The organism is Pseudomonas sp. TWR1-1-4, from assembly GCF_049897165.1.
Taxonomy (GTDB): Bacteria; Pseudomonadota; Gammaproteobacteria; order Pseudomonadales; family Pseudomonadaceae; genus Aquipseudomonas; species Aquipseudomonas canadensis.
On the sequence record NZ_JAFCVS010000008.1, the window covers coordinates 98,704 to 110,541 of the forward strand.

Below are 11,838 nucleotides of genomic sequence, written 5' to 3' on the forward strand. Positions count from 1 at the left end.
AACACATCAACCTTTGGCGGATTTGGCGCACTCGCACCCGGTTGCCGCCGCACACGGCTCACCATGCGCATGGTGCTCCGCACAGCCCTGACAGCAATAGCCCTTGCCGTCCTTCATTACCGCGTCAGCTCCCAGCACACACTTGCAGTGTGGGCAGGCACAGGTCTTATCTGGCATGGTCAGACTCCTTTTTCTTGGTCGTCCCGGTGCGGCGGGCGCCGGCACCTTAATGAGTGACTGCGGCCCGTCGGCGATGGTTCAAACCGTCAGTCGGCGCGGGTATTGCTGCGGTACATGAACACCAGCGCAAGGGCCAGGCAGACCATCGCCACAATCCGCGCACCCGACAATTCAATCGCCGGATTGCCCAGCCAACCGAAGTTGTCGATCAGCATGCCCATGCCCAATTGCCCGACGATCACAGCCACCGTCGCTACCGCCGTGCCGACGACAGGCACCGCGCCGACCATCACCATCATGTACACCACTCCGAACAAGGCCCCCGTGAGTTGCCATTTCGGCACATCCAGCAAGCTCACTGCCTGGGCGGGTTCAAAGAACAGGATCAACAACGCAGTGACAATCGCGCCCACTCCAAAAGTCACCAGGCTGCCGCGCAATACACCCACCGCCTGGCCCAGGCGACCATTGATGGCGGCCTGCACACTCAACACCGCACCTGCGGCGACTACTACTACCAGTAACAGAATCAGGTTCATCGCCTTAACCTCGCGCAATCAAAACAAGTGCCACCACAATCAGCGCCAGGGCAATCCAGCGCTCGCCATTGACCCGCTTGCGCGCCGCCCCGAACCAGCCGAAATGATCGATCAGCACGCTCTTGCCGACTTGCCCCGAAAGAATCGCGATCATGGTCATCGCGATGCCGATATGCGGCGTGGCCAGGGTCAGCACCACCACGTAGATCGGCCCCAGCAAACCGCCGATCAACTGCCAGCGCGGCAACTCGGACAACGCCGGGCCCTTTTGCGGGCCACTGAACAGCAGCAGTAGAAACAGGATGGCCGAGCCCACACCAAAGATGCTCAGCGTCGCCCACAAATGCCCCACCTGCACACCCAATGGCCCGAGCAGGCCCGCTTCAACCGACAAACCCATGCCAGCCACGATCACCAGCGGCAAAAGCAGTAGCCGCAGGACGTTTTTTTTCGGCTTGGCTAACGCCACGCCCTCGATGGAACTTGCTTGCATACACCACCTGCACATCTACAAAGGATTGGATGGCGAGCATTATCCGGTGGCCGTCCTGTGCGATAAATGGGAGCATACCAACAACACCTTTGCGCAAAACGCACAGCCTGGAGGCACGATGCAAGGCTTGAATGAACTGAGCTTCAAGGCGCTGCGCCTATTCGTCGCCGTACTGGACTTGGGCAGCTTTTCCGAAGTGGCGCGCCGAGAGGGCCTGGCGCCCTCTTCCATCTCCCGGCAGATCCAACTGATGGAACAGGCCCTCGGCCAGCAACTGCTCTACCGGCACACCCGCGCCGTCAGCCCTACCGAAGCCGGGCGCTTGCTCGGACGACATGCGCGGTTGATGCTGGAACAACTGGAAGCCGCCGGCCAGGCGCTGCAGGAACAGGAAAGCGAACCCAGCGGCCTGGTGCGCATCAATGCGCCGATGGTGTTCGGCCAGCGCCATCTCTCTCCTTGGCTGGGCGAGTTGTGCCGGCGTTACCCGAAGCTGCAACTGGATATCCAGCAAACCGACACCTATGTCGACCCGCTGCAAGACGGCACCGACCTGCTGTTCCGCATCGGCGTGCTCAACGACTCCAGCATGCAGGCGCGCATCTTCGCCCCTCAACGCTTCCGCATCGCCGCCAGCCCGGCCTACCTGGCCCGACACGGCGCACCGCAACATCCTGACGAACTGATCAACCACCAGTGCCTGGCCTACAAAGGCATTACCGGCCAGCAACGCTGGTTTTTCCGCAAGGGCCAGGGCGACTGGACACCTTATAGCGTCAAGGGCCCGATCACCGGCAACCATGCCGACACGCTCACCTACGCCGCCGAGCAGGGGCTGGGGCTGGTGGTGTTTCCGTCGTGGTTGATCGGCGACAGTTTGCGTGCGGGCGCTTTGCGGGCAGTGCTGACGGAGTACGACGTGGCGACAACATTGGAGCCGCAGCAGATTGCGGCACTGTGGCCGGGGAGCCGGCGCTTGTCGCTGAAGGTGCGGACGGTGATTGATTATTTTGTGGAATGTTTTGGAGGGGTGCCGTATTGGGATCGGTGACTTTTCCAAGTCGAGAAGAATGTCGCTATGAAGGAAATTTCCTTACAGAAATAGGTAGGTCCGTTCTGATTTTCCGGGCCAGTATTTCTAGCCTCTGCATGCTGAGGCAGACTCTGACGATATTTTTTTGAGAGAGCTGCCATGGAATTCACTTACCCCAAAAAATCGCGCGCTGCGCGAGCCGCTTCAGTCAGCGGTCTGGCCGTCTTTGATAGTGCACGTAGTTTTGGCTATATTTGGCCAAAATGCGGAGATAAACACATGACAACCGTACCTCTGGGCGAAGCGAAAAATAATCTGTCGAAGCTGGTTGATGAAGCTGCCGCCGGCAAGATCATTACCATTGCCAAACATGGGCGTGCGATGGCTCAGCTGGTGCCCGTCGGCAAATCCAAGGGCCAGAGAATAGGTGCAATGAAGGGCAAGCTCGTCATTCCTGAAGACTTCGATGCACCTTTGCCTGACGACCTACTGGATGCCTTCGAAGGCAACCGCTTATGAGAATGTTGCTGGATACCCATATTCTGCTTTGGACGCTGAGTGAAGATCCTAAGCTATCCAGCAAAGCCAGGAAGCTGATTGAGAACGCAGCAGAGATTTACATCAGCGCTGCAACATTCTGGGAACTGTCAATTAAGGTCGGCCTGGGGAAACTCACCGTCGATCTGGATGAAATCCGTGAGTACTGCCTGGAAAGCGGATTCGTCGAACTGCCCATCATCTCAGAACATGCGATCGCGGTGAAGGACCTTGAGCACCGTCACAAGGATCCGTTTGATCGGCTCATCGTTGCGACCGCCATCAGCGAGCCCATGAAGCTATTGACCGCCGATCCGCAGGTCGCCCAATACACGTCCCTGGCAATCCTGGTGTGAATCGTCCCGATTGCTTCGTTGTGTCTACCCAAAGACCCACTGCCCAATCAACCAGGCATTCGCCCCACTGATCACCGCGAACAGAAACCACGCCAGCAAGCGTGTGGGTAGGCGATTCACGAACGGCCCCATCAGTTGCTTGTCACCGGTCATGCGGATCAGCGGATACAGCGCGAACGGCAACTGCAGGCTGAGCACCACTTGGCTGAGGATCAGCAATTTGCCGATGGCATCGTCGCCCATCAGCCATACCCCCAGGAACGCAGGGATCAGCGCCAGGCCACGTGTGATCAAACGCCGCTGCCAGCAGGGAATACGCAGGTTGAGGTAGCCCTCCATGATCACCTGCCCGGCGATGGTGCCGGTAAAGGTGGAGCTTTGCCCGGAGGCCAGCAAGGCAATGCCAAACAGAATACTGGCGAAGGCACCACCAACCAGCGGATCAAGCAGGTGGTAGGCATCCTGTATCTCGACCACGTCAGTGTGGCCGGTCTTGTGGAAGGCTGCGGCAGCGAGCACCAGGATCGCGGCGTTGACCAACAGCGCGAGCGCTAGCGAGCCAATGGTGTCGATACGCGCCAACTTGACCGCGTCCTGTTTGCTGGCCAGATCCTTGCCGATCAGCCGGGTTTGCACGATGGAGCTGTGCAGGTAGAGGTTATGAGGCATCACCGTGGCCCCGAGGATGCCGATGGCCAAATACAGTGGTGCAGCATCGCTGATGGCCGACAATGACGGGGTGAAACCACTGAACACGTCCGGCCAGAAAGGTTTGATCAGGACCAGTTCGATGAAGAAACACACGCCGATAGTTGCTACCAGCGCCAGCATAATCGCTTCAAGGCGACGGAAACCGCGGTTCTGCAAGGCCAGGATCAACAAGGTATCGAAGGCAGTGATGACAATGCCGGTGGTCAGTGACACCCCCAGCAGCAGGTGAAAGGCCAGGGCACAGCCGAGTACTTCGGCGAGGTCAGTGGCAATGATGGAGATTTCCGCAAGCACCCACTGGGTGCGTGCGGATCGCTTGCTGTAGCGCTCGCGGCACAGTTGCGCCAGGTCTTTTCCGGTGGCAATGCCCAACCGCGAGCACAGGCACTGCACCGCCATTCCCGCCAGGCTGGCCAGCAACACCACGAACAGCAGGTTGTAACCATAGCGTGAGCCGGCCTCGATGGCCGTGGCCCAGTTGCCTGGGTCCATGTAGCCAATGGAGATCAGCAAGCCTGGTCCGGCGAACATTAGCGCGCGCTTGAAGAACGAAGCCTTGGGGTCAACGGCGACGGAACCGGCGACTTCCGGCGGGCAAAAGGGGGCGGTAGCGATTTTTGGCAGGCTGAATTTCACGCGGTATCCCAGGCAAACACACTCGATAGAGACGCAGCTTATCAGTCAGATGCGACCGTGCGCATCACCGTCTCCCGCGGCAAGTCGAACGCTTCGACCACTTGCACCACAAGGTCCATCTCCTGGTTCAGCGCTTCACGCTCCATGCGCTGGCGAATCACACCTATCACCAGCACCGCCAGAGTGGTAATTGAATACGCCGGGCCGGAAAACGCGCGTACCCCGCTCACCAACAGCATCGCTGCGGCCAGTGCCTGGCCCACCACCGGGATGGCCGTGGCCGCGCCACGACGCAGGATAAACCCGGTCAACCCGGCGAGCGCCGTGCCGCTCAACGCGGTGGTCGCCGATCGGCCGACATCGAAACGGTTGAACAAGCCCTGCTCCTTTTGCGCGGCGGCCTTGAGTTCGGCGTCGAACACCTGGCGGTCGGCGTTGCTGAGTTTGTCCTTGTACTGCTCGATGAGCTTTTCGGCGACCTGGGCTTCAAGGTCGGCCAATTCGACGGTATTGAGCGGCTCATCGAACTTGATACCCAGCCGCTGCACCACATCTTCGGCGATCTGGCGGTAACTCACGCCGTGGCCACGGGCCAGGTTCATAAAGGTATCGCCGCCCATGCGCTGCAACTCGATGGCCAGCTTGAGCGGCTCGCGCACTGTGGCGTCGATAGTCGCACTGCGCTTTTGCGCCATCAGTTCAGCGAGAAACTTCAACTCCTCGGGCCGCGCCTGCACCAGCGCCGGAAACAGCTCCGCGTCCTCTTCGGCAAAACGCACCTGCGGGCTGCGCTGGTCGGAGCGGATCATGCCGCGCCGCTCGTGCAACAGGTCGGTGTACTGCACCACCGTCTGCAACTGCGGCCAGTAGGCGGCATGATCGAAGGTCGCCAAGTGCACGTTGGTGACCTTGGCCTTGAGCGCCGGCGTCACCGGGATCGCATAGCGGCCGATGCAACGCTCGGTATCCGGTTTCAGGGCCAGCGCCCAGTCTTTGCTGGAGTGGCAATTGATCACGCGCCCGTTGAGCGGCGCCGATACATCATCCCACGGGCTCGACGTGCAGATCGCCCCGCCCATCAACAGCAGATTGTCCAATGGCAGTTCACGGGCGATCTCGGGATTGGCGAGCAGGCTCTTGACCAGAATGCGTGCGCCAAGGGAATGGCCAATCAGGTTGATACGCCGGACTGCCAGGGACTCGCCGTGCAGGTAATTGGCCAATTCGGGCAGCAAGCTCCTGGCGACCTCGTCCACCCGTGCCTCGACGCTTTTGTAGTGATCGAGGAAATACGCAATTGCCTTGCCCACCCCGACAGTCGCCGCGCCCAGGCTGCCGCCGCCAAGCATTGCGCCGATCACATCCTTGAACGGTGCAAACAGGTTTTCCAGGAAATGCCCCGCCGGCCAGAACAGCATCAGGTTGGTGGAGCCTTCGATGCCCGCCAACTGCGCCTTGAAGCTGCCCAGCTGTTGTCGGTTGAAGAACGCCGAATAACCGTGGACATAGAGATTAAGCACATCGCCCTGGGGCTCACCACACATCAAGAACGTGGGCTTGCGGGTGCGGTGCATTTCATCCCACTGGTGCTGCATGGGGCAATGACTCCTGGTGACAAGGGACGGCGATAGTAACAAAGGGCGGGGTTCAACGTCGTACCGCTGGGGGAAAATGCACCGCATTGGCCTCTTCGTCCTTTCAGAACAGGGAGGCGGCCTTGGACTTGGCCAGGTAACGCGCCGGTGAATCGCCCAGATTGCGGCGGAATACCGAAGTGAACGCGCTGGAACTGCTGAACCCCAACTCGAACGCCACATCGGTGATGGACGAGCCATGACTGAGCCGCGCCGTCGCCTCCAACAGGCACACCTGCTGGCGCCAGGACACAAAGGTCATGCCCGTGCATTCACGGAAGTTACGGGTGAAGGTGCGTCGGCTCATGCTCGACCAGTCGGCCATCTCGCAGATGGAGATCTTCTGGGTCGGGGCTTCGAGAAAGCGCTGACAAGAACGAGCCAGACGTGCTTCGGAGGGCAACGGCGCACTGAGGGGCAACTCGGGCATGGCGCCGATTTCATCGATCAACAGGGTCAGCACGCAGCGATCGCGAACACTGGGCGAGGCCGATGGCCCAATCGCCAGCGCCGCCTCCAGGAGATGGCGCAACAGCGGCGAGACGCCAAATACCTGGCAATAGTCCTGTAACCCTGCGCGCCGGGCCGCGTCGTCGTCCAGGTAAGTATTGAGCATCACCACATCGCCGCGCATGTGCATCTCATGGGAGACGCCGCCTGGCACCCAGATCGCGCGCTGCGGCGGTACGACCCAGTTACCGAGGTCAGTGAACATTTTCAGCGCACCGGTGGACGCATAAGCGAACTGCCCACGGCGATGGGTATGCCGTGGAAACACCGTGCCGGACGGGTACTCGCGCAGCGTCACCACCGCTTCGGGGCTGTCGGGTTCGTACGGGGAATAAGTGAAGGTCGGCGGCATGGCCCGATTTTGTCAAAGTATGACCTGACATAGCAAGCGGGCCACTACTCTGCCACCTAGAATCGTCGCTCCCCAAGTTGGGTTCATCTCGAAGGGATATTCGGAAAATGAGTGTCAAAAACTACTTGGACGTACGAGTAGACGGCGCCGTTCTGATGGTGGGTCTCAACCGCCCGCAGAAGCGAAACGCCATGTCTCTGGAAGTCATGCACGAACTGCGCGATACCTTCACCAATATGCCTGAAGGCATTGGTGCCGCCGTGCTCTACAGCACCAGCCAGCATTTCTGCACGGGGCTGGACTTGTCGGAGATCCGCGACCAATCGGTCATCGACAACGTCCAGGCCTTCCGCGAATGGCACAAAACCTTTGAACTGATCCAGTTCGGCAAGGTGCCCGTCGTCGCCGCCATTACCGGTGCCGCCATCGGTGGTGGCCTGGAAATCGCCACGGCCTGCAGCCTGCGCGTGGTGGATGACAGCGCCTTCTTCTCGCTGCCCGAGGCGATGCGTGGCCTGTACGTCGGCGTCGGCGCCTCGGTGCGCTTCCCACGCATCGCCGGCATCGCCCTGATGACCGACATGATGCTCACCGGCCGCACGCTCTACGCCAAGGAAAGCTATGAGCGCGGCGTAGCCCAGTACCTGGTGCCGGTCGGCCAGGCGGTACTCAAGGCCACCGAGTTGGCGCACAAGATCGCCGGCAACCTGCCCATGACCAACTACGCGGTAACCCACGTGCTGCCGCGCATTGTCGATCAAAGCCAGCAGGACGGCCTGATGACGGAAGCCTTGATTGCTGCCGTGGTGTCTTCGGACATCCGCACACAGGATCGCCTGGCGGACTTCCTGGATCGCAAGAAGGACAAGATCCAGACCGCGCCAGCGGTGTAACTCCCGGTCGTGAACGTTGCCGAGCGCACCTCGGCAAACCATGGATGGCCTTCACAATCACTATCAACCTGGTGAAACCATGTTTCAGCACAGCACTCAAGACGATCTTTATCGCAGCAATGACGCGACCGATGAACGATTGATCAAAATCGAACGCAGCTGGCACAAACGCGCACAGATCAAGCTCGATTCCCAACGGCCGGATATCCAGCTTGACCTGCAGGCGCCGGACTTTCTCGAGGCCCTGTTACCTTTCGCCCATGATCCGCATTACCAGCACTACCCCCACGCCCTGAAACTGCTGATCCTGTCGGCCGGCTGGGTGATCTATAACCAGAAAACCATCGCCATCGAAACCGAAATCATCTGCCCGTCCTGCATCGACCTGCTGCAGTTGGGCCCGCGCCTGAGCTCCGCCAGCGCCGCGACGATTTCCGAAACCCTGGCGGATGAGGCTTATCACACTCTGTTTTCGATCAACATGTGTGAGCTGGCAATTACCCAGCGTGGCATGCGCATCAAATGGCCGGAGCTGGAACTGACCCGCCACCTGAACCAGGCCCAGGCCACCCTGTCCGAAGCGGATTTCAAGATCTACCGCCTGGCCTTCTCGCTGGTCTCGGAGACATTTATCAGCGACTACCTGGCCGACCTCAGCGACGCGCCGGAGATCCAACCGGTGTTTCGCCATGTGGTGGCCCTGCACAAAAAAGACGAGCTGGTGCACAAGCACATCTTCCCGCTGTTCGTGCAGCAGGTGGTCGGAGACTTCACCGCGCAGCAAACCGCCTTGTTCACCCGCGGCATCGCCAACTCCATCCGGATCTTCCCGATGCGCGAGATTTCGGCGTGGCGAATCATCCTGCCGCAACTGCTCGAAGTGTTCGGCGACCAATCGCTGCTACTACCGACTCAATTTACCGAGACCGGCGAAGCGGACTACTCGGCCATGCCCGAGATTCTCAGCTCCATTGGCATACACCCCGACGCGGTGCTGCCTGAGCTGCCAGTGATGAGCGAACCGGTCACCACCGTTTGAAACCAGCGTGCTGCTGATCAATACAAATTCAATAGAGTAATTGTCATGTGTGGATACATTGGCGTCTTTGCCAAACAACCTCGTGCGTTCAACCCGAACATGTTCGATGCCGCCCTGCGTGCAATCCATCATCGCGGCCCGGACAGCTCCAGCCAATGGTTCGACCCCCAAGGCCAGGCCGCCTTTGGCTATGTGCGCCTGGGACTGGTCGGCCTGGGTAACGGCACCCAGCCTATCGTGGCCGACGAAGGCGACTTGGTGATGATGGTCAACGGCGAGTTCTATGACTATCAACGCATCCGCGCCGAACTGGAGAGCGATGGTTGCCGCTTCAAGACCTCGTCCGACAGCGAAATCGCCATGCACCTGTACCGCCGCCATGGCGTACGCGGCCTCAAGCAACTGCGCGGCGAATTCACCATCCTGATCTTCGATCGCCTGCGCAAAAAGCTGTTTGCCGTGCGTGACCGGGTGGGCGTCAAGCCGCTGTACTACACCGAGCATGAAGGTGCCTGGTACTTCGCCTCCGAAATCAAAGCCTTGCTAGCAGCCGGTGTACCCGCGCAGTGGGACCACGAAGCCTACGCCAATCGCGGTTTCATCCTGCGCGACCGGACTGTGTTCAACAATATTCGCAGCGTGAAACCAGGTTGCTGGATCATCGCCGATGAAAGCGGCCTGCAAACCGAACAGTACTGGGACTGGGACTTCCCGGATGCCCAAGCCACCGAGCAGCGCAGTGAAGCCGAGATGATCGAGTCCCTGCGCAACACCATCGAAGAGTCCGTACGCCTGCGCCTGCATGCCGATGTACCGGTCGGAGTGTGCCTGAGTGGCGGTCTCGACTCGTCGGCCATGCTCGGCATCGCCACCGAGCTGACCGGCCAGCCATTGCAGGCGTTCCACTTGTCGTTCGAAGGTGAGCAGGCCTACGACGAACGCCAGTACGCCGAAGTGGCCGCACGGCATAACCGTGCCCACCTCAATGTGCTGTCGGTGAACTCCTCCGACATGGCGGATAACTTCGAAAATGCCCTGTGGCACGCCGAAATGCCCTTCGCCAACGCTCACAGCGTGGCCAAGTACCTGCTGTGCAAATATGTGCAGAATCAGGGCATGCGCGCCGTACTCACTGGTGAAGGTGCCGACGAAGTCTTCGGTGGCTACCCGCACTATCGTCGCGACATGGTGTTGTACAACCACGAAAACCAGGACCCGACCGCGATCGCCGAACTCAGCCGACGCCTGCATGCCAGCGAAGATCGCTACCTGCCCGGCGGCAAAAATGATGTGAAATGGGTGCAGGACGAACTCGGCCATGGCGTGTCCTGGCTGCAAACCCAGTCGGCGCTGTTCGGCCCCCTGGCGCAGTTGTACAGCGATGACTTCCGTGAGCGTTTCAGCAATACCGATGCCTATCGCGAGTTCTACGATCGCCTGAGCCCACGGGCGCTCAACGGCTGGGAGCCGGTCAACCGTTCGCTGTATATGGTGGCCAAGTCCAGCCTGCCCAACGTGGTGCTCACCTCCCTGGGAGACCGCATGGAAATGGCCGGCAGTCTGGAAGGTCGACCACCGCTGCTCGATCACCAAGTGATTGAGGCCGCGTGCCGCCTGCCAGTGAACATGAAAGTGCGCGGCGCCACCGAGAAATACGCGCTGCGCGAAGCCATGCGCCCTTATGTGCCCCAGGCTGTGCTGGATCGCAAGAAGCAGTACTTCCGCGCCCCGCCGGCATCCGAAAGCCCGCAATCGAAGCTGTATGAAATGATCAACGACGTGTTGAGCGGCCCGGCATTGAATAACGTACCGTTCTTCGACCCGCGTAAAGTACGCGCCTTGCTGGCAACCCTGCCAAGCTTGTCCACCGCCCAACGCGCTTCGGCAGACAACCTGCTGATGGAAATCGCCGGGCTGTGCCTGATGCAAAAACGCTTCGCCTTGAACTGACTTCCCGGCGGCACCTCGCGATCGCGGTGTGCCGCCTGACCCAAGGAGGGTCCATGCTGAAAAAACATCTGTCTCTTGCCGTGCTCGTCACCCTGGTATGGGGCGTCAACTTCCCCATCACCAAACTCGGCCTGCGCGCCATCGACCCGTTTGTACTCACGGGTATCCGCTTCGCCCTTGCCGCCCTGCCGCTGGTGTTCTTTATCAAGCGTCCCGCCGTCAAATTCAGCTACGTGGCCGCCTATGGCTTCATCTTCGGGCTGGGCATGTGGGGCGTGATCAACTATGGCATCCAGGTGGGCGTGAGCCCCGGTATTGCCTCATTGATCATTCAACTCAGCGTGTTCTTCACCATGGGCTGGGGCTTTTTGCTGTTCAAGGAAAAGATCCGTGGCGCGCAGATGCTCGGCGCCGTGCTGGCCTTGATCGGCCTGGCGGGAATCATCTCCACCCAGGAAGGTAACCACGCGGTGCTGGGCGTCATGCTGATCGTGCTCAGCGCGGTGGCCTGGAGCGTGGGCAACGTGATCATCAAGAAATCCGGGGTGAAGGAGATCTTCTCGTTCATGGTGTGGGCCAGCCTGATCCCGCCGATCCCACTGTTCCTCACGGCCTGGTTGATGCACGGTAGCGCCGCGTTCGAAGGTTTGCAGGCCAGCCTCGACCTCACGGCTGTTTTGTCGATCCTGTTCCAGGTGTACCTGGCCACGCACTTTGCCTACTGGGGCTGGAACTCGTTGCTCAAGCTGTACCCGGTATCCACCGTGGCGCCGCTGTCGTTGCTGATTCCGGTGTTCGGTATCACCAGCTCGATGCTGATTCTGGATGAGCGCATTTCCACGCCGAACCTGATCTCGATCGGGATCATCATCGTCGGGCTGGCTGTAGGCCTGTATCGCAGGCCAGCCAACCTCGCGCCCGTGGAACCGCAGCCAATTGTCCACATGGATAGATAGTCATGGCATAAATTCGGTA

General features: G+C 60.0%; 13 protein-coding genes. 7 read left to right on the plus strand and 6 right to left on the minus strand.

Annotation, left to right across the window (positions count from 1 at the left end):
• Positions 1–6: 6 nt before the first annotated feature.
• From ACP7C6_RS24990 to ACP7C6_RS25000, 3 genes are all read right to left on the minus strand, one after another.
• Entirely contained in the window at positions 7–177 is a 171-nt protein-coding gene (locus ACP7C6_RS24990) for a metallothionein (RefSeq protein ID WP_016977247.1), read from the minus strand.
• A gap of 89 nt (positions 178–266) precedes the next feature.
• Positions 267–719: a DMT family transporter gene (locus ACP7C6_RS24995; RefSeq protein WP_068936175.1), complete on the minus strand. Its 453-nt coding sequence runs from the start codon at positions 717–719 to the stop codon at positions 267–269.
• A gap of 4 nt (positions 720–723) precedes the next feature.
• Positions 724–1,212, minus strand: a complete 489-nt coding sequence (locus ACP7C6_RS25000) for a DMT family transporter (RefSeq protein WP_028619804.1) — start codon at positions 1,210–1,212, stop codon at positions 724–726.
• 118 nt (positions 1,213–1,330) lie between these two features.
• Here ACP7C6_RS25000 and ACP7C6_RS25005 point away from each other — a divergent pair, with 118 nt between their 5' ends.
• From ACP7C6_RS25005 to ACP7C6_RS25015, 3 genes are all read left to right on the plus strand, one after another.
• The gene (locus tag ACP7C6_RS25005; RefSeq protein ID WP_028619803.1) at positions 1,331–2,263 is read left to right on the plus strand and encodes a LysR family transcriptional regulator; all 933 of its coding nucleotides are present in this window, start codon (positions 1,331–1,333) and stop codon (positions 2,261–2,263) included.
• A gap of 141 nt (positions 2,264–2,404) precedes the next feature.
• Positions 2,405–2,764: a type II toxin-antitoxin system Phd/YefM family antitoxin gene (locus ACP7C6_RS25010; protein ID WP_240035868.1), complete on the plus strand. Its 360-nt coding sequence runs from the start codon at positions 2,405–2,407 to the stop codon at positions 2,762–2,764.
• Positions 2,761–3,138, plus strand: a complete 378-nt coding sequence (locus ACP7C6_RS25015; protein ID WP_426109363.1) for a type II toxin-antitoxin system VapC family toxin — start codon at positions 2,761–2,763, stop codon at positions 3,136–3,138. Before ACP7C6_RS25010 ends, ACP7C6_RS25015 begins: the two co-directional genes overlap by 4 nt.
• Before the next feature lie 24 nt (positions 3,139–3,162).
• Here ACP7C6_RS25015 and ACP7C6_RS25020 read toward each other — a convergent pair whose 3' ends face one another.
• The 3 genes from ACP7C6_RS25020 to ACP7C6_RS25030 form a co-directional block, all read right to left on the minus strand.
• Entirely contained in the window at positions 3,163–4,485 is a 1,323-nt protein-coding gene (locus tag ACP7C6_RS25020) for an Nramp family divalent metal transporter (RefSeq protein ID WP_028619800.1), read from the minus strand.
• A 41-nt stretch (positions 4,486–4,526) separates the two neighbouring features.
• The gene (locus ACP7C6_RS25025; protein ID WP_426109364.1) at positions 4,527–6,080 is read right to left on the minus strand and encodes a DUF726 domain-containing protein; all 1,554 of its coding nucleotides are present in this window, start codon (positions 6,078–6,080) and stop codon (positions 4,527–4,529) included.
• A 103-nt stretch (positions 6,081–6,183) separates the two neighbouring features.
• Positions 6,184–6,981, minus strand: a complete 798-nt coding sequence (locus ACP7C6_RS25030; RefSeq protein WP_028619798.1) for an AraC family transcriptional regulator — start codon at positions 6,979–6,981, stop codon at positions 6,184–6,186.
• Between the two features lie 107 nt (positions 6,982–7,088).
• Between ACP7C6_RS25030 and ACP7C6_RS25035 the strand changes: the two genes are divergently transcribed.
• From ACP7C6_RS25035 to ACP7C6_RS25050, 4 genes are all read left to right on the plus strand, one after another.
• Entirely contained in the window at positions 7,089–7,874 is a 786-nt protein-coding gene (locus tag ACP7C6_RS25035) for a crotonase/enoyl-CoA hydratase family protein (RefSeq protein WP_016977256.1), read from the plus strand.
• A gap of 79 nt (positions 7,875–7,953) precedes the next feature.
• Positions 7,954–8,913 (plus strand): diiron oxygenase, encoded by a 960-nt coding sequence (locus ACP7C6_RS25040; RefSeq protein ID WP_028619797.1) that lies wholly within the window; start codon positions 7,954–7,956, stop codon positions 8,911–8,913.
• A 45-nt stretch (positions 8,914–8,958) separates the two neighbouring features.
• Positions 8,959–10,863 (plus strand): asparagine synthase (glutamine-hydrolyzing), encoded by a 1,905-nt coding sequence (asnB, locus tag ACP7C6_RS25045; RefSeq protein ID WP_028619796.1) that lies wholly within the window; start codon positions 8,959–8,961, stop codon positions 10,861–10,863.
• Between the two features lie 53 nt (positions 10,864–10,916).
• Positions 10,917–11,819: an EamA family transporter gene (locus ACP7C6_RS25050; protein WP_028619795.1), complete on the plus strand. Its 903-nt coding sequence runs from the start codon at positions 10,917–10,919 to the stop codon at positions 11,817–11,819.
• Positions 11,820–11,838 lie beyond the last annotated feature (19 nt).